This window comes from Blautia sp. MCC283 (assembly GCF_018785565.1).
GTDB lineage: Bacteria > Bacillota > Clostridia > Lachnospirales > Lachnospiraceae > Blautia_A.
In genome coordinates this window covers 60,269-85,852 of sequence record NZ_WQQB01000024.1, presented here as the reverse complement: position 1 = coordinate 85,852, position 25,584 = coordinate 60,269, and the positions used below count along the sequence as shown (strand labels likewise).

General features: G+C 45.1%; 19 protein-coding genes. 14 read left to right on the top strand and 5 right to left on the bottom strand.

From position 1 onward, the window contains the following. The first annotated feature begins 1 nt into the window (after window position 1). The 7 genes from GPK81_RS07655 to GPK81_RS07625 all read left to right on the top strand — a co-directional run bounded on the left by GPK81_RS07655 (window position 2) and on the right by GPK81_RS07625 (window position 11,959). Window positions 2–1,078: a carbamoyl phosphate synthase small subunit gene (locus GPK81_RS07655; RefSeq protein ID WP_118062010.1), complete on the top strand. Its 1,077-nt coding sequence runs from the start codon at window positions 2–4 to the stop codon at window positions 1,076–1,078. Beyond that, complete coding sequence (carB, locus tag GPK81_RS07650; protein ID WP_021976704.1) at window positions 1,078–4,293, top strand: carbamoyl-phosphate synthase large subunit; 3,216 nt, start codon at window positions 1,078–1,080, stop codon at window positions 4,291–4,293. Before GPK81_RS07655 ends, carB begins: the two co-directional genes overlap by 1 nt. A 159-nt stretch (window positions 4,294–4,452) precedes the next feature. After that, window positions 4,453–5,355 carry an undecaprenyl-diphosphate phosphatase gene (locus GPK81_RS07645; RefSeq protein WP_174087563.1) on the top strand — a complete coding sequence of 301 codons (903 nt, stop codon included), beginning with the start codon at window positions 4,453–4,455 and terminating at the stop codon, window positions 5,353–5,355. Between the two features lie 39 nt (window positions 5,356–5,394). Further along, complete coding sequence (locus GPK81_RS07640; protein WP_178703918.1) at window positions 5,395–6,321, top strand: SPOR domain-containing protein; 927 nt, start codon at window positions 5,395–5,397, stop codon at window positions 6,319–6,321. A gap of 17 nt (window positions 6,322–6,338) precedes the next feature. Further along, window positions 6,339–8,000: a CDP-glycerol glycerophosphotransferase family protein gene (locus tag GPK81_RS07635; RefSeq protein ID WP_215706825.1), complete on the top strand. Its 1,662-nt coding sequence runs from the start codon at window positions 6,339–6,341 to the stop codon at window positions 7,998–8,000. 85 nt (window positions 8,001–8,085) lie between these two features. Beyond that, window positions 8,086–10,848 (top strand): CDP-glycerol glycerophosphotransferase family protein, encoded by a 2,763-nt coding sequence (locus GPK81_RS07630; protein ID WP_215706824.1) that lies wholly within the window; start codon window positions 8,086–8,088, stop codon window positions 10,846–10,848. A 16-nt stretch (window positions 10,849–10,864) separates the two neighbouring features. Further along, window positions 10,865–11,959, top strand: coding sequence for an acyltransferase family protein (locus GPK81_RS07625; RefSeq protein ID WP_215706823.1), 1,095 nt, complete (start codon window positions 10,865–10,867; stop codon window positions 11,957–11,959). A gap of 114 nt (window positions 11,960–12,073) precedes the next feature. Here GPK81_RS07625 and GPK81_RS07620 read toward each other — a convergent pair whose 3' ends face one another. Together GPK81_RS07620 and GPK81_RS07615 are read right to left on the bottom strand one after the other, a co-directional pair. Further along, window positions 12,074–12,994 (bottom strand): substrate-binding domain-containing protein, encoded by a 921-nt coding sequence (locus GPK81_RS07620; RefSeq protein ID WP_119247768.1) that lies wholly within the window; start codon window positions 12,992–12,994, stop codon window positions 12,074–12,076. Beyond that, entirely contained in the window at window positions 12,987–13,199 is a 213-nt protein-coding gene (locus GPK81_RS07615) for a TOBE domain-containing protein (RefSeq protein ID WP_118062004.1), read from the bottom strand. Before GPK81_RS07615 ends, GPK81_RS07620 begins: the two co-directional genes overlap by 8 nt. Before the next feature lie 192 nt (window positions 13,200–13,391). Between GPK81_RS07615 and modA the strand changes: the two genes are divergently transcribed. From modA to GPK81_RS07600, 3 genes are all read left to right on the top strand, one after another. After that, window positions 13,392–14,294 (top strand): molybdate ABC transporter substrate-binding protein, encoded by a 903-nt coding sequence (gene modA / locus GPK81_RS07610; RefSeq protein ID WP_119247787.1) that lies wholly within the window; start codon window positions 13,392–13,394, stop codon window positions 14,292–14,294. A 64-nt stretch (window positions 14,295–14,358) separates the two neighbouring features. Continuing rightward, window positions 14,359–15,054 carry a molybdate ABC transporter permease subunit gene (modB, locus tag GPK81_RS07605; RefSeq protein WP_119247769.1) on the top strand — a complete coding sequence of 232 codons (696 nt, stop codon included), beginning with the start codon at window positions 14,359–14,361 and terminating at the stop codon, window positions 15,052–15,054. Continuing rightward, window positions 15,054–16,103 (top strand): sulfate/molybdate ABC transporter ATP-binding protein, encoded by a 1,050-nt coding sequence (locus GPK81_RS07600; RefSeq protein ID WP_215706822.1) that lies wholly within the window; start codon window positions 15,054–15,056, stop codon window positions 16,101–16,103. The genes modB and GPK81_RS07600 overlap by 1 nt, the downstream gene beginning before the upstream one ends. Before the next feature lie 84 nt (window positions 16,104–16,187). On the opposite strand, the gene GPK81_RS07595 is transcribed toward GPK81_RS07600, so the two are convergent. Beyond that, window positions 16,188–17,273: a PucR family transcriptional regulator gene (locus tag GPK81_RS07595; RefSeq protein ID WP_118062000.1), complete on the bottom strand. Its 1,086-nt coding sequence runs from the start codon at window positions 17,271–17,273 to the stop codon at window positions 16,188–16,190. A gap of 109 nt (window positions 17,274–17,382) precedes the next feature. Next, window positions 17,383–18,498 (bottom strand): ABC transporter ATP-binding protein, encoded by a 1,116-nt coding sequence (locus GPK81_RS07590; RefSeq protein WP_118061999.1) that lies wholly within the window; start codon window positions 18,496–18,498, stop codon window positions 17,383–17,385. 337 nt (window positions 18,499–18,835) lie between these two features. Here GPK81_RS07590 and GPK81_RS07585 point away from each other — a divergent pair, with 337 nt between their 5' ends. The 3 genes from GPK81_RS07585 to GPK81_RS07575 all read left to right on the top strand — a co-directional run bounded on the left by GPK81_RS07585 (window position 18,836) and on the right by GPK81_RS07575 (window position 21,994). Further along, entirely contained in the window at window positions 18,836–19,294 is a 459-nt protein-coding gene (locus GPK81_RS07585; RefSeq protein ID WP_021976235.1) for a transcriptional repressor, read from the top strand. Between the two features lie 265 nt (window positions 19,295–19,559). Next, window positions 19,560–19,904 carry a DUF6110 family protein gene (locus tag GPK81_RS07580; RefSeq protein WP_021976234.1) on the top strand — a complete coding sequence of 115 codons (345 nt, stop codon included), beginning with the start codon at window positions 19,560–19,562 and terminating at the stop codon, window positions 19,902–19,904. Between the two features lie 14 nt (window positions 19,905–19,918). Further along, entirely contained in the window at window positions 19,919–21,994 is a 2,076-nt protein-coding gene (locus GPK81_RS07575) for a heavy metal translocating P-type ATPase (protein ID WP_118061998.1), read from the top strand. Window positions 21,995–22,196: 202 nt separating this feature from the next. On the opposite strand, the gene GPK81_RS07570 is transcribed toward GPK81_RS07575, so the two are convergent. Next, window positions 22,197–23,144 (bottom strand): AraC family transcriptional regulator, encoded by a 948-nt coding sequence (locus GPK81_RS07570; RefSeq protein ID WP_215706821.1) that lies wholly within the window; start codon window positions 23,142–23,144, stop codon window positions 22,197–22,199. 227 nt (window positions 23,145–23,371) lie between these two features. Between GPK81_RS07570 and GPK81_RS07565 the strand changes: the two genes are divergently transcribed. Next, window positions 23,372–25,489 carry a glycoside hydrolase family 36 protein gene (locus GPK81_RS07565; protein ID WP_215706820.1) on the top strand — a complete coding sequence of 706 codons (2,118 nt, stop codon included), beginning with the start codon at window positions 23,372–23,374 and terminating at the stop codon, window positions 25,487–25,489. Window positions 25,490–25,584 lie beyond the last annotated feature (95 nt).

Sequence of the window (25,584 nt, the reverse complement as noted above, 5' to 3'; positions counted from 1 at the left end):
TATGAAAGCATTTCTGATATTGGAAGATGGCCATGTATTTACAGGAACTAGCATTGGTTCTGCAAGGGAAGTCATCAGTGAAATTGTCTTTAACACTTCCATGACCGGTTATCTGGAAGTAATGACAGATCCTTCTTACGCAGGACAGGCGGTGTGTATGACATATCCGCTGATCGGAAACTACGGAATCTGTTATGATGACCAGGAATCAAGGAAGCCGTGGATTGACGGATTTATTGTACGCGAATTATCACGAGTTCCCAGCAACTTCAGAAGCGTAGACACCATTCAGCATTTTCTGAGCAAAAACGACATTCCGGGAATCGCAGGAATTGATACCAGAGCACTGACTAAGATCCTTCGTGAGAAGGGAACCATGAACGGAATGATCACAGTTGACGAGAACTATGACCTGGATACAATCATCCCCAGATTAAAAGCATATACAACGGGAAAAGTGGTAGAGAAGGTTTCCTGCCGCGAAAAGGAAGTGCTTAAGGGGAACGGACCGAAGGTTGCGCTTCTTGATCTGGGCGCCAAGAGAAACATCGCACGCTCACTGAATGAGAGAGGATGCCAGGTTACCATTTACCCGGCTCTGACACCGGCAGAAGAGATCCTTGGAGACAATCCGGACGGCATCATGCTCAGCAACGGCCCTGGAGATCCGAAGGAATGCACTTCTATTATTAAAGAAATCAAGAAACTCTATGACTCCGATGTGCCGATCTTTGCCATCTGTCTTGGACATCAGCTTATGGCTCTTGCAACAGGCGGAGATACCCATAAGATGAAATACGGTCACAGAGGTGGAAACCATCCGGTCAAAGACCTGGAGACAGGAAGAGTTTATATTTCTTCCCAGAACCATGGCTACGTAGTAGACGCAGAAGGCCTTGAGGAGAAAAACATCGCACATCCTGCATTTGTAAACGTCAACGACGGAACAAACGAGGGTATGGCATATAATGGAAAGAACATCTTTACCGTACAGTTCCATCCGGAAGCATGCCCGGGACCACAGGATTCCAGTTACCTGTTTGACAGATTCATGAAGATGATGGGAGGAGAGAAATAATGCCAAGGAATAAGGACATAAAAAAAGTACTTGTGATCGGCTCAGGTCCGATCGTAATCGGCCAGGCAGCAGAGTTTGACTATGCAGGAACCCAGGCATGCCGCTCTCTGAAGGAAGAGGGCATGGAGGTTGTACTTTTAAACTCCAATCCTGCTACCATCATGACAGATAAAGACATCGCAGACAGAGTTTACATCGAGCCTCTGACTGTTGAGGTCGTAGAGCAGCTGATCCTCAAAGAAAAACCGGACAGTGTACTTCCTACACTGGGTGGCCAGGCAGGACTGAACCTTGCCATGGAGCTTGAGGAGAAAGGCTTCCTGAAAGAACACAACGTACGACTGATCGGTACCACAGCAGCTACCATCCGTAAGGCTGAGGACCGTCAGGAGTTCAAAGATACCATGGAAAAGATCGGCGAGCCGGTTGCAGCATCCAAGGTCGTTACAACCGTAGAAGATGGTGTGGAGTTTACACAGACCATCGGATATCCGGTTGTTCTCCGTCCTGCATACACACTTGGCGGAAGCGGCGGCGGTATCGCACACAACGAGCCGGAGCTTCGTGAGATCCTTGAGAATGGTCTCCGTCTTTCCCGTGTAGGCGAGGTTCTTGTAGAGAGATGCATCGCCGGATGGAAAGAGATCGAGTACGAGGTAATGCGAGACAGCGCAGGAAACTGCATCACAGTCTGCAACATGGAGAACATTGACCCGGTTGGTGTCCATACCGGTGACTCCATCGTAGTTGCGCCTTCCCAGACACTTGGAGATAAAGAGTACCAGATGCTTCGTACATCTGCGCTTAACATCATCACAGAACTTGGTATCACAGGTGGATGTAACGTACAGTACGCCCTTCATCCGGAGAGTTTTGAGTACTGTGTCATCGAGGTTAACCCTCGTGTAAGCCGTTCTTCCGCACTTGCAAGTAAGGCTACCGGTTATCCGATCGCCAAGGTTGCGGCCAAGATCGCACTGGGCTACACACTGGATGAAATCCCGAATGCCATCACAGGCAAAACATACGCAAGCTTCGAGCCGATGCTGGACTACTGTGTCGTTAAGATCCCGCGTCTGCCATTTGATAAATTTATCACAGCAAAACGTACACTGACCACACAGATGAAAGCTACCGGTGAGGTTATGAGTATCTGCCATAACTTTGAGGGTGCTTTAATGAAAGCCATCCGTTCCCTGGAGCAGCACGTAGACAGTCTGATGTCCTACGATTTCTCCCATCTTTCTGATGAGGAACTTCTGGACGAGCTGAATATCGTGGATGACCGCCGTATCTGGAAGATCGCAGAAGCCCTGAGACGAAATATTTCCCAGGAGAAACTTCACGAGATCACCAAGATCGATATCTGGTTCATCGACAAGCTGGCAATCCTTGTTGAGATGGAGCAGGCTCTGAAGACCCAGAAACTGGACAAAGACCTTCTTCTGGAAGCAAAACGAATGGAGTTCCCGGACTACATCATCGCAGATCTCACAGGCAAGACAGAAGCCGAGATCAAAGAGCTGCGTAAAGAGTACGGCATCCGTGCAGCATATAAGATGGTAGATACCTGTGCGGCAGAGTTTGCGGCAGAGACACCATACTATTATTCTGTATATGGCGATGATCAGACAGAGAACGAAGCAATCGAGACCAAAGATAAAAAGAAGATCCTGGTACTTGGTTCCGGACCGATCCGTATCGGACAGGGTATCGAGTTCGACTTCTGCTCCGTACACTGTACATGGGCATTTGCAAAAGAAGGATACGAGACTATCATCATCAACAACAACCCGGAGACAGTAAGTACAGACTTTGATATCGCGGACAAACTGTATTTCGAGCCACTGACACCGGAAGATGTTGAGAATGTTGTAAATATCGAGAAACCGGACGGAGCCGTTGTTCAGTTCGGTGGACAGACAGCCATCAAGCTTACCGAAGCACTGATCAAGATGGGCGTGAAGATCCTTGGAACATCTGCTGAGAACGTAGATGCCGCAGAGGACAGAGAACTCTTTGATGCCATCCTTGAGAAATGCCAGATTCCGAGACCGAAGGGACACACCGTATTCACAGCAGAAGAGGCGAAAAAAGCTGCCAACGAGCTGGGATATCCGGTACTTGTCCGCCCGTCCTACGTACTTGGAGGACAGGGAATGCGTATTGCTGTCAGCGATGAGGATGTGGAAGAGTACATCGGAATCATCAACCAGATCGCACAGGAGCATCCGATCCTTGTTGATAAATATCTCATGGGTAAAGAAATCGAGGTCGATGCGGTATGCGACGGTGAGGACATCCTGATCCCTGGAATCATGGAGCACATCGAGCGTGCAGGTATCCACTCCGGAGACAGTATTTCCGTATATCCGGCACAGACCATCAGCCAGAAAGCAAAAGATACCATTGCCGAGTACACACGTCGTCTTGCACAGGCACTTCATGTGATCGGTATGATCAATATCCAGTTTATCGTTGTAGGCGAGGATGTATATGTTATCGAGGTTAACCCACGTTCCAGCCGTACAGTACCGTATATCAGCAAGGTAACAGGAATCCCGATCGTTCCTCTTGCAACAAGAGTCATCCTTGGACACAAGATCAAAGAGCTTGGCTACACACCGGGACTTCAGAAAGAGGCAGAGTATTTCGCAATCAAGATGCCTGTATTCTCCTTCGAGAAGATCAGAGGCGCAGATATCAGCCTTGGACCTGAGATGAAATCCACAGGTGAGTGCCTTGGTATTGCAAAGACCTTCAATGAGGCTCTTTACAAAGCATTCATCGGAGCAGGAATTCGCCTTCCGAAACACAAACAGATGATCATCACTGTGAAAGATGAGGATAAAAAGGATATTATTCCGATCGCCAAGAGATTTGAGGCTCAGGGATACCGTATCTTCGCAACAAGAGGTACTGCAAATGTCCTGACTGAGAACGGAATCAAGGTAACACGTACCAACAAGCTGGAGCAGCCGTCTCCGAACCTGATGGACCTGATCCTTGGCCACAAGATCGATGTTGTCATCGATACACCGCCACAGGGCGTTGAGCATCAGAAAGATGGTTTCGTCATCCGTCGTAATGCTATCGAGACAGGCGTTAACGTACTTACAAGCCTTGACACTGCAGAGGCGCTGGTTACAAGTCTTGAGAACACAGACCTGAACAATCTGACTCTGGTAGACATCGCGAAGATTGATAATCGCTAAAGGTCATGAAAATGTAAAAAAAGCGTAAATTTTGTGAAATGGAAATTTCAAAGTTTACGAATTGCAAAATATGTAATATACTGATAAGGACGGGGCCGTTGTTTACATGCCGGCTCTGTCCTTATCTTGCGTTGGACGTAAATTACGAAAGGAGTTTGTATGAGCTTTATAGAATTGCTGAAGGTTATCCTTCTTGGTATCGTGGAGGGAATTACAGAGTGGCTTCCCATCAGCAGTACCGGCCACATGATCCTGGTAGATGAATTTATCAAGCTGAATGTATCTGATGCATTTATGGAATTCTTCCTGGTTGTCATCCAGCTTGGTGCGATCATGGCAGTTGTCGTATTGTACTGGAGTAAGCTGTGGCCTTTTTACATAAGAAAAATCCCGAAAAAAACACAGATGGCACTGCGTAAACAGCCGGCAGTATCCAGAGCAATCCTTACATTTGTGGAGAAATACTGTGACAAGGAGAAATGGATCCTGTGGGTCAAGATCCTGGTAGCATGTCTGCCGACGATCATCATCGCACTTCCATTTAATGATATCATTGAAGAGAAATTTTATAATTATGTTGTAGTTGCGATCACACTGATCGTATATGGTGTTCTGTTTATTGTGATCGAGAATTACAATAAACGTCGCAGACCAGCCTGTACCAGCCTGGAGGATCTTACCTTTAAAACGGCGCTGATCATTGGCTGTTTCCAGGTGCTTTCCGTAATCCCGGGAACTTCCCGCTCCGGATCTACTATTATCGGAGGAATCCTCGCCGGAACTTCCCGTACTGTTGCGGCTGAGTTTACCTTTTTCCTGGCAATTCCGGTTATGTTTGGCGCAAGTCTTCTGAAGCTTGTGAAATTCGGTTTTGCCTTCAGCTCTACAGAGTTGATCATCCTGATCGTAGGTGTACTGGTATCTTTTGTGGTATCTATCCTGGCGATCAAATTCCTGATGGGATATATCAAGAAACATGATTTCAAGGCATTTGGATGGTACAGAATCATTCTTGGAATCCTGGTTCTCGGATATTTTATCGGAAAAACGTTACTTGCATAAAACAAATATGTATAAACAGTAATTCTGGAGGTAATTATTATGAAATATAAGAAAATTATGATTGCACTGGCAGCAACTGCAGCACTGAGCGCAGCCGGATGCGGAAGCTCATCAAAAGACACCGTGGAAGTAACACCGACACCGGTTCCGACAGCCGCACCGACTTCAACACCGGCAACAGCCAGTCCGCTGCCGACTTCAACACCGGCACCGAAGCTTATTGGTGTGAAGACAAGTACCGCGAAATTTGTTTATCTCTCAAACAGCACCAAGGGTGAAGTGCGAGAGATCTATCTCCGTGCAGCCGGTGGATCAGAATGGGGTAAGAATCTGGTTCCGGCAGAGTCTACGATCAAGGCAGCAGAACAGGTACAGATGTATTACACACCGGAATCCGCCACAGATGCTATTTATGATATGAAGATCGTGGATGGAGACGGAAACGCATATGAGATCTACAGTGTGGAACTGGGAGATATGGAGAGTGCGAAGCTGATGATCGACAACGGATCTGCATATCTGACTTATATGAGTCTCAGCGAGAAGAGCGAGAAGAGCACACAGGGAAATGTGGAAACGGATAACAGTGAGAATACAGACAGCACAGATTCTACAGACAGTACAACGGATTCTTCTGATGCAACCGATTCTTCTTCTGACAGCAGCACAGATAACAGTGATAACAGCAGTGATTACGATAACAGTGATAATGGAAGTTACGACGGCGGAGACGATGGAAGTGATGACAGCAGTGATAACGGAAATTATGACAATGGTGACGGTGATGACGGCAATGATAATTATGACAATGGAGACAGCGGCGATTCCGATAACAGCGATGATGGCGGTTATGTAGATGACGGTGATAACAGCGGAAACGGAGACGAAGTGATCGATGACAGCGGCAGCGATGGCGGAAACGGAGACATTATCTGGGATGATAATGGAGACTGGTCAGAGCAATAAGCGATACAGGTGGAAATATGCAGGATTTCAAGGAAGCTTCGGCTGAGATCAAAGTAAAAACCAAAAGATTTTCCCTGAAAAAAGGAACCATAAAGATCTGTTTTGAACTGCCGGAGGAAAAGGGACAGATCCGGTCTTTGAAACTGAAACTGCGAAATGAGATCATGGATGTCAGCTATCCGTTTATACTACACACGAGATCCAGAGGAAACAGAACTGTCTATCGGGCGGAGATCAATGTAAATGCCTATCCTATGGAGCGGGCATTCTGGGATGTTGTGGCTGTTGTTGACAGCGGCAGTGGGGAAACTTATGATGCGATCCTGGGTGGATTAAGTATATTTCTGAAACTGAAACTGATCTTTTTTCCAAGATGGACAAGAACAAATGGCGGAAATATGATCTATCCCTTTGTCAACGGGAAGCGGCAGTTTAATCTTCAATACCGGAAATATGACCGAAAATACGACAGCTATCTGTTCCTTATGAAAGAATTTCTGGCTCTTTTGTGTTATTTTATCCTGAAGCCCTACTGGGACCATAAGAAATTGTGGCTTGTAGGCGAGAAATACTGCACGATGGCACAGGACAACGGTTTTTATTTCTTCCGGTACTGTATGGAACAGGTACCGGAAGAACAACGAAAAAAGATCCTTTATGTAATAGATAAAAATAGTCCGGATTATCAGGCTGTAAAGAAATATGAACCGAATGTGATCCAGTTCATGTCATTTAAATACATGATCTATCTCAGTGCGGCTCAGTATCTTATTTCCACAGATGCGATCCGGCATTTTTATATCTGGGATTCTCCGATCAGTGTTTATAAGCTTCAGTATCAGGCCAGAAAAAATATTATTTTTCTGCAGCATGGTGTCACCGCATTTAAACAGTGCCATAAAACCTATCGCAAAAACTGTGGAAACCAGATGGCGTTGTTTGTGGTAACTTCAGAACCGGAGCAGAAGATCATAGAGAAATATTTCGGTTATGATAAGGAAGAAGTGATTGTAACCGGCTTTTCCAGATGGGATGTTCTGGAAGACCGGTCGGACCCTGCACATAAAGAGATCCTTCTGATGCCTACGTGGAGAAACTGGCTGGAAGATATCAGTGAAGAAGCATTCCGTAAAAGTGAATATTATCAGAGATATGAAACACTTTTGCAGGATGAACGGCTGAGGACGATCCTGGAAAGAGAGAATATCACGCTGAATTTTTATATTCATGCCAAGTTTCGGGAGCGTCTCGGAAACTTTTATACGGAGGACAGACACATCCGGCTGATCCCCTTTGGAACTGTGCCGTTAAACCAGCTTCTGATGAGCTGTCATATGCTGATCACAGATTATTCTTCTGTTTCCTGGGAAGTTTATTATCAGGGGAAACCGGTAGTTTTTTATCCTTTTGATCTGGAAACTTACGAGAAGGCCCACGGAAGTTATGTAGATTACAGAAAAGATGTTTTCGGGGATCTGGCATGGACAGAAGAGGAGCTTCTGGATACCATAGAATCCTATGCGAAAAACAACTTCCAGGAGAAACCGGAATATGCAAAGCGAAGAGATACTCTTCTTCCGTACCGGGATCACAATAACAGCAAACGTATTTACGAAGCGATTGTCAGAGCGCACATTCCCAGTAAGCTGAAAAAAAGAAGAAAAGATATAAATTTTTGAGCAGATCAGTTCTCTACGCAGATGCCTGGATAAATAAGCGGTAGAAAGAGTTGTCTGTACCGGGAATGGATAAGATGGGAGAAATATGACCAGAGAAGATGATTTTTCAGTTGTTGTTTTTGCTAAAAATACATCAGGATTATACAGAACATACAGAAATATAAAACAGAATCCACTGGCAGATACCATACAGATCCTGGCGGTACGTGTGGAAGGGAATGCAGATCAGTTCAGCCAGAGTGATCTGAAAGAACTGCAGCTTCTTGGAGAAAAGGAGAAAACTCTTCAGGCACAGGCGATGGATGAGAAATTTGGTCCATTTCAAATGAAAGATAAGCGTTTTCGGGAAATGCTGAAAGATCCGAAACTGATCTATATTGACGGATCAGAGTGTCAGGATATTGCCAGTGAACTTTACAGTCAGATTACCGGAACTTATATTACATTTGTAAGAGGCGGAAATGGTTTTTCAAAAGAGGCATTCCGGGAACTGCAGCGCTGCTTTCAGGAAGAAGGCAGTGATGTAGCTGTGATAAAAATTGACGGAAAAGACAGTTTGCCGGTAAAAGAGCATAATAATTACTGTGACTCTTTTGGAAAAGATGCAACACTGGACGATCATGCCTGTCTGTTGCATCAGATGTATCCGGCATATACATTTGTTACAGAAAAACTGAAATGGACAAAAGAAATCAGAAAGGATACCTGGTATCTGGATATCATGGAAATGGTATACAGAAATGCGGTATCCTGCGGGAAAATTTCGGTAATTTCCGGGGAAAATGCCCGGGTGCAGATTCCTGCGGAGCATTTTATCAGGGATGAATGGGAGAATCTTATACAGGATACTGAGCAGACAGGGATGTTTTACGAGCGTTTTTTGAAAAGGCTTGAAGAATACAGAAAGCAGGGAAAAATCCGGTTTGTGAAGAATGGTGATTATGTGCTTCTGTATTATTATACAAAACTGGCAGAAGTGATATTCCGGAATCCGGAACATGTGGAGCTGATTTCCTATGAAAGAAATATTGATGAATTTCTGAAACATCTGGAATTTCCGGAACTTATCATATTCAGCCATCACATAGGAAGAGAAAATAAACTTTATCTGCTTCATAAATATTTTCCGGATATAAATAAAAGATATCCCAGACAGACAGAGGCTGTTATGGATTCAGAACAGGATGAGCTGAATGTCAGGATTTTCCAGCTTACAGATGAGGGAATACACTGTGAGTTTTCGGTTGTGGAACCATGGATGAGGAACCGGGAGTTCTGCATGATAACCGGAGAACGAAGATATAAAGCAGTCTGGAGATATACACTGGATCGATTCGGGTGGTGCAGGAAGGAAACAGCGACAGAGAAGCTGTATCTGGTGGATATTCCTTATGGGGGAATTCACGATTCTGTTTGCTGGGCGGAAAAAGAGCAGGGTCATATCAGGAAGATGTATAATGTTTCTTACGGAAAATATACACCATTTGCCAAAGAGGTTCCTCTTTTTCTGCATGTAAGGGGAATGCTGTTGCTGCCTGCCGGAAAAAAAAGATCCATTTCTTCACTGGAAGAACAGAACGAAGATCAAATCCAGGAGCAATATGAGATCTGTGTAAAACCTTATCGAATAGGCAGGACCCTGATACTTGGATGGAAACGTGACCGTGCTTTACTGTTACAGGGACTTCCCGGAAAAAAAGCCTTTTTTGTACGCTGGCTCTGTGCATGGAAACGTGCAAGGAAGAAAAAACAGATCTGGCTGTTCTCGGATCGAGTCAACCGGGGAGATGATAACGGAGAGGTTATGTTCCGCTATGTCTGTGAAAATCCGGTTTCCGGGGTGAAACCATATTTTGTTATCAGTAAAAATACACCGGAGAGCCGGGAACTGGTGAAACTTGGAAAAATTGTGGAGCCTTTTTCCTGGAATCACAAAATCCTGTTTCTTCTGAATGATCTTTCTCTTTCTTCTCAGGCAAATAAGACCGTAGTGAATCCATTTGGAAGTTTCGAGTATCTTTACCGGGATCTGATGTACAATAAGAAACTGGTATTTTTGCAGCATGGAGTGACGAAAGATAATCAGTCTCAGTGGCTGAATAAATATAACCGGAATCTGTTTGGGTTTGTGGTAAATACGAAGCAGGAGTATGATTCCATATTCAATTATGATTACTATTATCCGGCAAAGAATGTATGGCTTACTGGTATGCCAAGATTTGACAGGCTGGTCCATGCGGAACGGAAATACGTGACGATTATGCCTACCTGGCGAAAAAGTCTTTCCTCCGGAACCGATGACAGAGGTGTGTGGAAGCTTGGAGAAGAATTCGTCCACAGTGAATATTTTTGCTTTTATAATGATCTTCTGAACAGTGAAAAGCTTCTGAAAGCTTCTGAAAAATATGGTTACACTATCTGCTTTATGCCACATCCGAATACTGTTGATGGACTGCATCTGTTCCGAAGAGATCCCAGGGTGAAATTTCTGGATAGCTCCAGTTCCTACAGAGAGATTTTTGCGCAGACAGATCTGATGGTCACGGATTATTCTTCGGTTGCATTTGACTTTGCGTATTTAAGGAAGCCGATCGTGTATGCACAGTTTGACAGAGAGAGCTTTTTCAGCGGTTCCCATTCCTACACAGAGGGATATTTTGATTATGAGAGGGACGGATTTGGAGAGGTGGAAGATACACTGGAAGGAACGGTAGAACGGATCATTGAATATATGGCTTCTGACTGTCAGATAAAAGAGAAATATCTGAAGCGAATGGATGATACATTTGCATTTAATGACCGTAACTGCTGCAGGCGGGTATACAAAAAAATCATGGAAAACATGTAATATAAAGGAGAAAATTTTGGAAAAGGAAAAAACAGTCCGATTTGATAAATACACTTCCCAGGCGATGAAAGGGATTGCCATAGTGATGATGCTGTTTCATCATCAGTATCTTTCAAGAAAGCGCTTTGAGGGATTTACGGTATCTTTTGCGCCATTTGCGGATGATACCATGATCTATATGTGCAGTGTATTTAAGATTTGTGTGCCGATCTATGCTTTTATTTCCGGATACGGACTATATTTAAGTTATCGTAAGAAGCACTCTGCGCCTGTGAGATGGACTGCCGGCCGGCTGGTCAAAACCATGTCCGGGTTCTGGATCATCTGGATCTTATCTGCGGCTATTTTTCAGGGCATGTTCGGATACGTATCAAAAGTATATTTTTCAGGCGGAAGCAGAATCGAAGGTCTGGCAGCTATGGGGCTTGATTTTCTGGGGCTTCATAGCCTGTTTGGTACAGTAACCATGAATGGAACCTGGTGGTATATGAGCGCTGCGGTGATCTTTGTGATCCTGGTTCCACTGGTCATGAAAAATGAAGACTGTCTTCCGATGATCCTTGCGCTGGTTGTGGCAGTTCCCCATATGCTATCACTGAAGATCATGGGAGAAACCAATGTATATTCTTTTATTCCTGTATTTCTTATGGGAATGTGTGCAGCAAAGTATGAGCTGGCTGACCGGTGGCTGCAGGTGTGGAACCGGGGACCGAAGAAGATCATGAAATTTTTGTTGGAGGTGCTGATATTATTTGTTCTGTACAAAGTATATGGGAAATTACCGGGATCTGTATATAATGAGATCCGCTGGGGGATTTTTCCGATTATTGTGATCGCATTTTGCAGCGAGTTTATCACAGTGATCCCGGGAATCCGCCAGGTACTGTTATTCCTTGGAAAACATTCCATGAATATTTTTCTGATACATACATTTATAAGACATTATTTCTGGAGTGATTTTATTTATTCCTTTGGTCATTTTGTGGTAAATGTTCTGGTACTGCTGGGAATTTCTCTGGCAGTGTCCATTGTGCTGGAATGGCTGAAAAATATAACCGGTTACAACCGCCTGATTCGGAATATCTGTGAAAAAATTGAACTAACTGTATAAAAGCATAAAAAGTCCTGAACTTTGATAAGTGCCTTATTTACCGGACAAAGAAGATGTCCGGGATTCTGGCATAGATCAATGCTCAGGACTTTTTTGTGCATAAATAACAGACTCTCAGATAGAAAAAATTTCTCCTGTATGAGTGGTATCATATCCGGTCTGGAGTGCCAGTGTGCGGCGAAAATTCTCTGAAGAGATCGTTTCGGTCACTGCCTGAAAACCGGGAGTATCCAGATTTTCGGAATGCATGATCAGATAAAGTGTCTCCTGTGTAAGGGGGAGAAACGTAAGTTCCGGGAAACTTCTTACAGCATAACTTTCTCCAAGTGCAACATCTGCCTGCCCACCGGCAACCGCGGCAGCTGTGGAATAGTCGGAAACAAGCTCATTACGGTAACCGGATATGGATTCCGGAGAAATACCGGAAGATTTCAGGGTGCGGTCAAGAAGAACCCTGCGGCTGCTTCCTTTTTCGCGGTTTGCAAAAATGATATCCGCTCTTGTAAGATCCGGAAAGTCATGAATATTCCGTGGATTCCCCTTTTTTACATAAAAGCCCATGGGATACTGGCAGAAGAGAAGGGCTGTAAGAGAAAGTCCGGGTACCAGACTGCGGACATCCTCAGGAGCTGCTGCGGCACAGGCAATATGGACTTTTTCAAAATAGAGGGAATACAGGCCATTGTAGGTATTCATATGTGATTGCAGCACAGGAAGGTTCCCAGGTGTGGAAGGCAGCTGATTCAGAAGAAGATCCAGCGCCGGAGATGCCTGTCCGCTGATGATCAGTCCGCTGGAGTGAAGCAGATAATCTCTTTTCAGAAGGGAACTTTCCGGTTGATAATCAAGGTGCTGGGCGGAGACACTGTTTTTCGCCGCTCCGTTCAGATACAGGGACAGCTGATCTTCACTGACTCGCAGCTGTTTACCGATTTTGGAAGAGGAAAGCTCCCCGCGTTTGATCAGTTCGTATACGGTTGTTTTTTTGATCTTTAATTTATCGGCGACTTCCTGGGCTGTGTAGAATTTATTCATCGATTCCCACCATAACACTGGTTGCTTTGATGACAGCGTAAGCGTCAGATCCAACTTTCAGTCCCAGTTCTTCCACAGCGGCACAGGAAATGGTTGCTGTGATAATATTTCCTCCGCCAATATCGATGGAAACAATGGAATTTACGGCTCCTTTGTTGATATTGATAACTTTTCCTTTTAACTGATTTCGTGCACTGAGTTTCATAAAAAAATCTCCTTATCTTTTAAGATCCTGATGTTGCAGTGAAAACTGCTCGGTATATTTTATGATAGCATGTGTATGAAAAAACAGCAATGGCCTTACGCTTGACAAGAAACATTCATTTGGGTAAAATTAAATGAAACCATTCAAAACTGAATGAAACTGAACGAAACAAAAAAGGAGAGAAACAAAAAGATGAAGAAAAAAATCTTAGCGGCTCTTACAGCAGGAATCCTGACAACAGGCCTTCTGACCGGAAATGTCTTTGCGGCAGATACAGAGGTGAAAGGTGATGAGAATCTGAAAGGTGAGGTTTACGCTTTTATCGCAGCCAGCCTCAGCAATTCCATGGAAGAGATCCAGAAAGATTTCAATGAACTTTATCCGAATGTGACAATCTACTACAGCGCAGACAGCTCAGGTACACTGCAGACACAGATTGAGGAAGGCGCACGCTGCGATCTTTTCTTTTCAGCAGCAGATAAACAGATGGATGCCCTCACAGAGGAGAAACTGACAAAAGAGGACACCGTTGTTGACCTTCTTGAGAATAAAGTTGTTCTGATTAAACCAAAGGACGGAGAGACAAAGGTAACAGGATTTGAGAACATCACAGATGCCGAGAATATGGCGCTTGCAGGTGAGGATGTTCCGGTTGGACAGTACTCCCGTGAGATTTTCAACAACCTTGGAATCATGGATGATGTAAACGAGATGGAGATCAACGAGTGCAAGAACGTAACAGATGTACTTGCTGCAGTCAGTGAGGGAAGTAATGAAGTTGGTGTAGTATATGCGACAGATGCTGCATCTGTTGCGGATAAAGTAGAGATTATTGCAGAGGCACCGGCAGACAGCCTTCAGACTCCGGTTCTTTATCCGGTAGGACTTATTGAGGATAAAGAAGCATCTGAGGATGACACCAAGGCAGCAGAGGCATTCCTGGATTATGTAGAATCTGACGCTGCAATTAAGGTATTTGAGGACTATGGATTCACAGCATATAAGGCTGAGGATTCCAAAGAAGATGCAGAAGATTCCGCAGACAGCACTGAGGCTGAGGACAGCACAGACTCTACAGGCAGTACCTCCAAATAATCATTATGCAGAAAACCGGCAGTAATTTCTGGAAATGCCATAAACGCCGGTGCAGGAATGAACGATGACAGAATTTTTGAAAGAAATAAACTGGAGTCCTCTTTGGATTTCCTTAAAAACAGGTCTGGTGGCTACCGTGATCGCCTTTTTTCTGGGGGTATTCTGCGCCCGTAAGATCATGAAACTGAAACCGGGAGCAAGAGCAGTACTGGACGGTATCTTTACCCTTCCCCTGGTACTTCCGCCTACAGTGGCAGGATTTTTTCTGCTTCTGATTTTCAGCCTGAAAAGACCCCTTGGAAGTTTTCTTCTGGACAATTTTGATATTAAGATCGTACAGAACTGGAAGGGGTGTGTGATCGCGGCTGCAGTGATTGCGTTTCCACTGATGTACCGCAATGCACGTGCTGCGTTTGAACAGGTGGACGTGAATCTGATTTACGCGGGCCAGACATTGGGGATGAGCGATAACCGGATTTTCTGGAAGGTGGTTATGCCTGCGGCAGGACCTGGAATTGCTTCCGGAACGGTACTGGCTTTTGCACGTGCCATCGGTGAGTATGGAGCAACCTCTATGCTTGCCGGAAATATCCTTGGAAAAACAAGAACGGTTTCAGTAGCCATAGCTGCAGAGACCGCAGCCGGAAACTATGGAACCGCAGGCTTCTGGGTCGTTGTGATTGTGCTGATTTCTTTTGTGATCGTGGCACTGATCAACATTGTATCCGGAAGAGGAATGAAGACAAGAAGGTGGATCTGATGGCAGTCAGCGTAAATATCGAAAAGAATTTCCGGGATTTTTCCCTGAAAGTGCAATTTGAGGGCAGCTCGGCAGCCATCGGGCTTCTTGGAGCATCCGGCAGCGGAAAGAGCATGACACTGCGGTGTATAGCAGGAATTGAAACTCCGGATCGGGGAAAAATCGTAATTAACGGAAAAACAGTCTTTGATTCAGAAGCAGGAATCAATCTGAAGCCACAGAAGCGGCAGATTGGCTACCTCTTCCAGAATTATGCATTATTTCCGACTATGACGGTAGAGCAGAATATCCGCTGTGGTTACCGTGGAGAAAAATCTTTTGCACAGGAAAAAGTGTCGGATCTGATCCGGCGATATCATCTGGAGGGCCTGGAAAAACGTCTTCCATCCCAGCTTTCCGGCGGGCAGCAGCAGCGAGTGGCACTGGCCAGAATGATGATCGGGGAACCGGAAGCCATTCTTCTGGATGAGCCGTTTTCCGCACTGGATGGATATCTGAAAGATGTGCTTCAGAGGGAAATGCAGGATTTTCTTCAGGATTATCCAGGCGATATGATCCTTGTAACTCACAGCAGAGATGAGGCCTATAAATTCTGTAAAGAGCTTTCTGTTGTGGACGGGGGACGGATCCTTGTAACCGATGAAACGAAACGGCTGTTTGAGAATCCAAGAATGCTGGAAGCGGCAAAACTTACCGGATGTAAGAACTTTTCAGCGGTCCAGCGGCTGGGAGAACATGAAATTTATGCCACGGACTGGAAAATAAAACTTCATACAGCAGAAAAAGTGGCAGAAGATATTACTCACGTGGGAATTCGCGGACACTGGATCAGGCCGGAAGATAAGCCGGGAGAGAATTGTCTGGAAGTACAGGTGGACGAGTATATCGAAACAACTTTTGAACATCAGTATATGATCCGCAGGAAAGGTGAGGAGGCAGCGGCCGGTTTGTGGTGGATGCGGCCGAAAAACAGTTTCAGAGAGAATCCGGACAGGGGTCTTCCGAAATATCTGTATCTTCCGCCGGAACACCTGATGCTGCTGAAATAAAAATATCTCTGCAATAAAATCCCGGAAATATCCGTCAGGTATTTCCGGGATTTTTTTGTAGTGTGTTCTATTTTTCTGAGATATTTATTTTCCGTGATTCCGGGAGTAGGTAATGTAATCCGATACCATCATGGCAAGCTTAAAGGCCAGCGCATCTTCGAAGGTACGGATATCCAGCCCGAATCGTTTCTGAAGCTTTTCAAAGCGGTACACCAGAGTATTTCTGTGCACATAAAGCTGTCTGGATGTCTCGGAAAGATTCAGGTTGTTTTCAAAGAAAGTGCGGATGATATTCAGCGTTTCATCATCAATAGAATCCAGAGATTCCTCTCCGAAAATTTCACCTACGAACATGTCACATACCTGAGTCGGAAGCTGATAGATCAGACGGCCAATACCAAGGCGGTTGTAACCGAAGACATTTTTGTCCGCGTAAAAGATTTTTCCGACTTCCAGGGCAGTACGTGCTTCTTTATAGGCATCAGAAAGCTGCATGATATCGTCAGCAACATTGCTGTAGGAAACCCAGGCAGAAGTCATAGCCTCCGTATTCAGCATATCCACAAGCATGCAGGCAATACCGTTAAGTTCCTCGTAGCTCTCTGTACTCTGAAGTTCACGGACAACAATAATGCCGGAATCATCCAGGGCAGTGATAAAGTCACGTGTCCGGGCCGAAAAGATATTACGGATGGTTGCCAGAGCGTTTTCGTCTTTATGCTGCTTGGTTTCCACAAGAAAGACTGCACGGCGGACAGAAGGTGCAATGTGGAGGCGGGCAGCTTTGTTGAAAGCTTCCACCTGAGAATAGCGGTCCAGAAGAAGGTTCTGCATAAAGGAGTTTTTGTCCGTTTTTTCCGCATAGGCAGTAAGAAGACTTTCGACCTGGCAGACCGCAAGTTCTCCGATGGTGGAAGCGGAGTCTGTGGAACCCCATACCGTCAGAAGCATATCTCCGGATGCGCCGTTTAATTTGTAGATGCTGCAGGAACGGTTGGAAATACATAAAGCAGGATCTTCACGGAACTGGATAAGCTTTTCGGCAGATGGCAGCTTTCTGTCTCCGGTGGAAGCAAAAACCTGATTACTTTCGTCCAGAATACAAAAATCCAGTCCGCTGATCCGGTTCCAGTCATCCAGGCATTTTTGAAGTGTTTGCTGTATTTTCATAAAACTGAGTCCTTTCTGTAGATGAAGTGAAAATTGTGCAGAGGAAAAAAGAAACCCCGGGAAAATATATCCCCCGGGGTTAAATTCATTTTTTGTAATTCGGTAAGAATTAGTTTGTGATGGTAAGCTCTGTCTCTTTGTCGAAGAAGTGAGCTTTCTCCATATCGAATGCGAATCTGATCGGATCACCGGTCTTAGCTGTTGTACGAGGATCAACTCGTGCTGTGATCTGAGTTCCGTCAACATCGAAGTACAGGAATACTTCGGCACCAAGAAGCTCGTAAACTTTAACTACGGAGTTCATCGGTTTGCTTGGGGATGTCTCAAGGAACATCTGAGAATCATGGATATCCTCAGGACGGATACCAAGAACAACTTTCTTTCCAACATAGCCTTTGTCTTTGAGAACTTTAGCTTTAGCTGCAGGAACAATAACCTCATGCTCGTTACCGATTGTAGCGATCATGTTACCGCCTTTTTCGGAGATAACAGCATCAAGGAAGTTCATCTGCGGAGATCCCATGAATCCTGCAACGAAGAGGTTGCCTGGTTTCTGATACAGGTTCTGTGGTGTATCAACCTGCTGAACAACACCGTCTTTCATAACGACGATTCTGGTACCAAGTGTCATAGCCTCTGTCTGGTCATGTGTTACATAGATGATTGTAGCACCAAGTCTCTGATGGATCTTGGAAATCTCGATACGCATCTGTACACGAAGTTTAGCATCCAGGTTGGAAAGAGGCTCATCCATAAGGAATACCTTAGGATTACGAACGATAGCACGTCCCATAGCAACTCGCTGTCTCTGACCACCGGAAAGAGCCTTCGGTTTACGATCAAGAAGTTTGTCAAGGTCAAGGATTCTTGCTGCTTCACGAACAGCTTTGTCAATCTGATCCTTCGGAACTTTACGAAGTTTAAGTCCGAATGCCATGTTATCATAAACAGTCATATGAGGATACAGAGCGTAGTTCTGGAATACCATTGCGATATCACGGTCCTTAGGCTCAACATCGTTCATGACTTTGTCACCGATCTTAAGTGTACCACCGCTGATCTCCTCAAGACCTGCGATCATACGAAGTGTTGTGGACTTTCCACATCCAGACGGTCCTACGAAGATGATAAACTCTTTGTCTTCGATTTCAAGGTTGAAATCTTTAACTGCCTGAAAGCCGTTTGGATAAGTTTTATTAATGTGAGATAATGATAAACTTGCCATTGTTGTTTCCCTCCAAAATTAATATATTGTTTTTTACGTAATTTCCTTTGCTGGTTAACAGTATATCGAAAATGGAGGAAAAGAGCTAGAGCTGAATCGTACAAAGTTTCCGGCAGTTTCTTGTCATTCTGACGAAAAAACGAAAGGGGATTTTTCGTCATTTTGTCAAAACGACGGTTTCATATGGATAGATTCACGAATTATTATACTGCATTCCGGCGAAATCCTCAATATTATAAAAAAATCCAAAACAAGTTATTTACAGCTAACCACAGTTGGAGTATACTAACTTATTAGATAAAAGAAAAGTTTTCTCAATAATAAAGGAGGGATCAGAATGCAGAACGCAAAAGCTGAGAAAGAAGAAAAGAGAACAGGATGTTACCGCCATACACAGATGCAGAAAGATCTTATTATAGAGAAGCTGAAAGAACGGGGCTTAAGAATTACCAGACAGAGGAGGATCCTGCTTGATATCATTCTGGAAGGGGAGTGCTCCTGCTGTAAGGAAATTTATTACAGGGCTTCCGCACTGGACCCGAAGATCGGTGTGGCAACGGTATACCGTATGATCAATACGCTGGAGTCCATCGGAGCCATCAGCCGCAAAAATATGTACCGGGTAGCCTGCAGTACCAAAGGGGCCTGCACAGTGGAGCTGGATGATGATACCATCTGCCATCTGTCCGGGCAGAAGCTTAATGAGGTGATCCGTGCGGGACTTCGGGCATGCGGGGAGATCCATGAGCAGAATATCCGCACACTTGCAGTGCTTCCGGTACATGAAGTGGGATAAACACAGCAAGGAGATATTCCCTATATAATAGGAAATAAAGGGTTTGTACAGACTAAAAATTAGAAAAACGAAACTATTAGTAAAACTTAACTGTTAGGGGAAATTAACTGAAAATTCAGCGAATTGTGTTAAATTCACAAAAAAAACACTGGACATTTTTTTACAAGTATTTTATAATGATGAAAATACCGGGGCAGGCATGGGAAATTGTCCACCGGAAATCAGTAAAATGATAAAAATTATATATTTAGGAGGAAAAATTATTATGGTAGATTTTAAATTCAAAAAATCAGGACTTTTTGCAGCAGGTGTTCTTTTTGGAACAGCAGGAATCAAGATCCTTACAAGCAAGGATGCGAAGAAGCTTTACACAGGATGCACAGCAGCCGTTTTAAGAGCTAAGGACTGCATCATGAAAACAGCTACAAGCCTTCAGGAGAACGCGGAGGATATCTACGCTGAGGCTAAGGGAATCAATGAGGAGAGAGCTGCAGCAGAAGAGGCTGTAGAAGATGTTGCAGAGAATGCAGAAGAGACTGCAGATGAGGATGCATTCAAGGAGGCAGCAGAAGAGACAAAAGAAGCAGCAACTGAAGAGACAGCTGAGTAAAGAGGCGATTTCCCGTGAAATTTTATATTAAACATGAGACAAGAGGACGACTTCGTATTCATCTTGCCCAGAAGAGAATGAGTTACGAGCAGGCGGATACTTTGCTGTATTATCTCGAAAATCTTGACGGAGTGGCTTCCGCCAAGGTATATGAGAGAACCTGTGATGCGGTTGTGAATTATCAGGGCAGCCGTGAGGCTGTTATCTGCGGTATCAGAGCATTCCATTATCAGGATGTGGAAGCTCCCCAGCAGGTACTGCAGAGCTCCGGAAGAGCACTGAATGCAGAATATCAGGAGAAACTGATCTCCAAGGTGATCTATCATTTTGGAAGAAAGCTTTTCCTGCCATATCCGTTGAACGCAATTTATACGACAGCAACTTCCCTGAAATATATCTGGAAGGGCATTGATACACTTCTTCACCGCAAGATCGAAGTACCGGTTCTGGATGCCACTGCGATTGGTGTATCCGTACTGCGTCAGGATTTCGGTACTGCAGGTTCCATTATGTTCCTGCTTGGAATCGGAGAAATTCTGGAAGAGTGGACACATAAGAAATCGGTCGGTGATCTTGCAAGAACCATGTCACTGAATGTTGGCAAGGTGTGGCTGAAGAGAGAAGATCAGGAAATTCTTGTAGAATCCAAAGAAGTTCAGCCGGGAGATGAAGTTGTTGTCCGTATGGGTACTGTGATTCCGTTTGACGGAAGCGTTACGGATGGAGAAGCTATGGTGAACCAGGCGTCTCTTACCGGTGAGTCTGTACCTGTATGTAAGAAAGAAGGCAGCGTTGCCTATGCAGGTACCGTTGTGGAGGAAGGTGAGATCACTATCCGGGTGAAGACGGTAGGTGGTTCCAGCCGTTATGACAAGATCGTCACCATGATCGAGGAATCTGAGAAGCTGAAATCTTCCCTGGAAGGCAAGGCAGAGCATCTGGCAGATAAGCTGGTTCCGTATACTCTTGGAGGAACAGCCCTTACATATCTGCTCACCAGAAATGCAACCAAGGCCCTTGCGATCCTGATGGTAGATTTCTCCTGTGCACTGAAGCTTGCAATGCCAATCTCCGTACTGTCCGCGATCCGTGAGGCAGGTACACATAAAGTTACGGTTAAAGGCGGTAAATATCTGGAAGCAATGGCTGATGCAGATACCATCGTATTTGATAAGACCGGAACTCTGACAAAAGCAAAACCAACGGTTGTGGATGTGGTTTCCTTTGATAACAACAATCCGGACGAGATGCTGCGTATTGCCGCATGTATGGAAGAACATTTCCCGCACTCCATGGCCAAGGCCGTTGTCAGTGCAGCCAGAAAGAAACATCTGGCACATGAAGAGATGCATTCCAAGGTTGAATATGTAGTGGCACATGGAATTTCCACTACCATAGAAGAACATAAAGCCGTGATCGGAAGTTATCACTTTGTTTTTGAAGATGAGAAATGTGTGATCCCGGAGGATGGCCAGGAGAAATTCGACAGCATTCCGGAAGAATATTCTCACCTGTATCTGGCTATTGACGGACGTCTTGCAGCTGTGATCTGTATTGAAGATCCACTTCGTGAGGAGGCAAAAGCTTCTGTAGAAGCACTGCGCGCGGCAGGAATCTCCAAGATCGTTATGATGACAGGAGACAGCGAGCGTACAGCAGCAGCTATTGCCAGACGTGTAGGTGTGGATGAATATTATTCCGAGGTACTTCCGGAGGATAAGGCCAACTTCATTGAAAAAGAGAAGGCAGCCGGAAGAAGGGTGATCATGGTAGGTGACGGAATCAATGATTCTCCGGCACTTTCCGCAGCCAATGTCGGTATTGCCATCAGCGATGGCGCTGAGATTGCCCGTGAGATCGCAGACATTACCGTAGGTGCAGATGACCTTCAGGAACTTGTTGTTCTGAAAGAGATCAGTAACGCACTGATGAAGCGCATCAGACGTAATTACCGTTTCATCATTACCTTTAATGCAGGTCTTATCGCCTGTGGCGTTGCAGGAATCCTGCAGCCGACTACATCTGCACTTCTTCACAATACTTCTACACTGGCGATCAGTTTGAAGAGCATGCAGAATCTGCTTCCATAGAAAGTTAACCAAATCAACTGCGGAGCAGTTATTTGGTGTAGAGCTACGTAGCGAAGCGGATTGCGAATATCCGCTTGACATAAATATAAAAGCCGGCCAGGTTATCGAAGAGATAAGATCTTCGTGCCTGGCCGGCTTTTTTCAGGTTGATCAGACGTGTATTGCAGGTATCAGCCTGAAGATGGATCTGAGATGGTAAGTTTTATTCCTGCGGAAAAGGTTCACTTTCCAGCTTCCGTCCGTCCGCCATATGATAGCGTTTCTTTTCGGTATCCGAGCGAAGAGGACGGGTATGCAGGCTCCGGTACCGGGAAGGACTCATGTGATAAAATTTTTCGAAGGTATGTGCAAAATGCTGCCGGCTGTTATATCCGGAAGAAAAGGCAATATCCGTAATGTGCAGAGTGCTGTTGCACAGAAGAAAGGCGGCCTGCTCCATACGCTTGCGGTTGATGTAAGTGTTGATGGTGCAGCTGTTTTTTTCTGTAAAAAGTGCCTGGAGGTAGGATTTATTGATCCCTGCATATGCGGCAATGGCAGGAATATCGATGTCTTCCAGATAATGCTCATCAATATACCGGAGCGCTTTTTTCAGATAAACACTTCCCTGGGTGTTCCGGCTGGAGCGGGCGCAGAAAGCAAGTTCTGTGAGCATACGGCCAAACAGAAGAAAGAAGAGAAATTCTTCCTCCTTTATCTGATCGGAACTGCGCTGTAAAAAGGTGAGAAGGTCTTTCAGGCTGTATCCGAAATTCCGGGAATCCGTGCCGGAGCAGAATCCCCGGGAGGAGGCAATAAAATTCCAGAACCGGGAAAATCCGGGATCTTTTTTCAGAAGAAGGTCCAGAGAAACCGGGCTTTTTTCGGAGGTGAGGGAAAATTCCAGATTCAGGATCGAGCATGGAAAACCGTCCGGGATCTCAAGCCTGTGCGGGATACCCGGGCGTATAAAGATAGACTGCCCGGATTTCAGCGGAAATTCCATGTCCTGTTCCTCATCCATGCAGAAAACCCGGCAGGAACCGGAAGTAATGTACATGATCTCATAGCTGGAATGTGTGTGATGTTCCATATGATAATACGGCAGGGAAAGGGCATAAAAGGCGGAAATATGAAAATATCTGGAAGAATCCTGAAAAATATCTGGCATGAAAAACCTCCTGAGCATGTGGTGAGATCACGAATATCCATTTGACTCGTATATTCTCAATCCACAGTTGCTGTAATGTCCGTTTTGTGGTCTGTGAACAGTATATCACGTAAAAATAAATGCGACAATATATTGCATTTTTTCATTCAGGGGATGATACCTGTCACCTTGCGGAAAATCCGATGATATACTGAAAGCAAGATTACAAAAACGGGAGGATATTTTGTATGAGCGACCAAAACGGGAACATGAAAACAATCGAATTACATGAAAACGGCCTGGATATCCAGTTCCGTATCCGTGAAAACGGCGTGGTAGAGCTGGCAGATCTTTCTTCACAGGAAGTAAAAAAGGCAGCCATGGAGCCGAAGGAAGATATTTATTATCCGGCTGTTGAGATCCACAGAAGCGGCACCGGAAGCCTGAATATGCATGCTTACAAAAACAACATCAATCAGTCCTCTGTAGACTTTGTTTATGAGAAACATGAACTGAAAGAGCAGGACGGTGGAAAAGAACTGGAGATCGTAATGGTTTCTCCGGAAAAGCTGAAAGCCGTATATCATATGCGCCTGTTTGACGGAGTTCCGGCAGTGCAGACCTGGACAGAGATCACCAACGAGGGAAGTGAAGATCAGGGCCTGACTTACGTTTCTTCTTTTATATATCAGGGAATTTCCAGAGGCGGTAACAAACCTTATTACAAAAAAACAGATATCTATGTACCGTTTAACAGCTGGTGCTGTGAGGCACAGTGGCAGAAATATGATGCAGAGACACTGAACTTAAACGGAATGGTCGTAGACGGATTTAATCATCAGGGATATGGACTGAACCGTTATTGTTACAGTGGAAAGGGAACCTGGTCTACCTGCGAGTATCTTCCAATGGGAATTGCTGAAGACAGAGAAACAGGGGAAACTTATATTTTCCAGGTTGAAAGTTCCGGACAGTGGCTGATAGAATATGGTTCCGCCCAGGGTGGGAATCTGTATCTTACTATAAGCGGTGCCACAGAGCAGGAGCATGGATGGTATAAGAATCTGAAACCGGGAGAATGCTTCACAACTGTTCCGGCAGGGGCAGCCGTTGTAAAAGGAGGTCTGAATCCGGCAGTAGCAGCGCTGACCAGATATCGTAGAAAAGTACGCAGAGCAAATCCGGACGATGAGAAACTGAACGTGGTATTTAATGATTACATGAACTGCCTGATGGGAGATCCCACAACAGAGCGGGAGCTTTCCATCATTGACAAGGCGGCAGAGCTGGGATGCGAATATTACTGTCTGGATGCAGGATGGTATGACGACGGATTCTGGTGGGACCGTGTCGGTGAATGGAAGGAAGCATCCGGAAGATTCCCTGGAGGCCTGAAAGAAGTCTGCGATTACGCACACAGCAAAGGCCTGAAAATGGGACTCTGGCTGGAGATCGAAGTTATGGGAGTTGCCTGTGAGCTTGCAAATAAACTTCCGGATGACTGGTTTGTCTGCCGCCATGGAAAACGCCACATTGACAACAAACGTTACATGCTGGATTTCCGCAATCCGGAAGTACGGAAATACTGCCGTGATGTAGTGGACAGGCTGATCCGTGATTATGGCGTAGAGTACTTCAAGGTGGACTATAATGTAACGATGGGATACGGAAGTGAATTGAACAGCGACAGCTGTGCAGATGCCATCCGTGAGCATTATGAATGTCTCCATCAGTGGTATGAGGAGATCTTCCGTGATTATCCGGATCTTGTTGTGGAGAACTGCGGTTCCGGCGGACAGCGTATGGACTATGGTATGCTGAAAGTCTTAAGCCTTCAGTCAACCAGTGACCAGACCGATTATCTCTACAATGCCAATATTGCTGCCAATGTAGCCAGTGCGGTTGCCCCTGAGCAGGGTGGCATGTGGGTATATCCGTATGAGGATGAAGAAGAGCATGTGATCTACAATGTGGTAAACGGTATGCTCCTTCGCCCGTATATCAGCGGTATGGTATGGAAGCTTGGCGAGAATTCCATGAACCGTATGAAAGAGGGAATCGCCCTGTATAAGGAAATCCGTGAGGAAGTCCGTGACGGTGTGCCGTTCTTCCCGCTGGGCTTCGGTACTCTGAAGTCGGAAGTTCTCGCTTACGGAGTAAAAGCAGAGAAGAATACCTATCTTTCTGTATGGACACCGGGAACAACAGAAGCGGTGATCCCGCTGGAAGACGCAGAAAAGATCAGCAAAGTATCCGTGATCTATCCAAAGGAAGAGATGTGCGAATATAAGATCGAAAATGGAAATCTTGCAGTGAAGATGCCGCAGGAAAAAGCAGCCAGACTGTTTAAGATCGAGATGAAATAAGAAAGATATAAAGTCCTTTTTATTGGACTGTAAAAACGACGAATGATGAAAATTACAGGAAAATAAAAAGAGTGATACAAGGCAAGATGCAGATA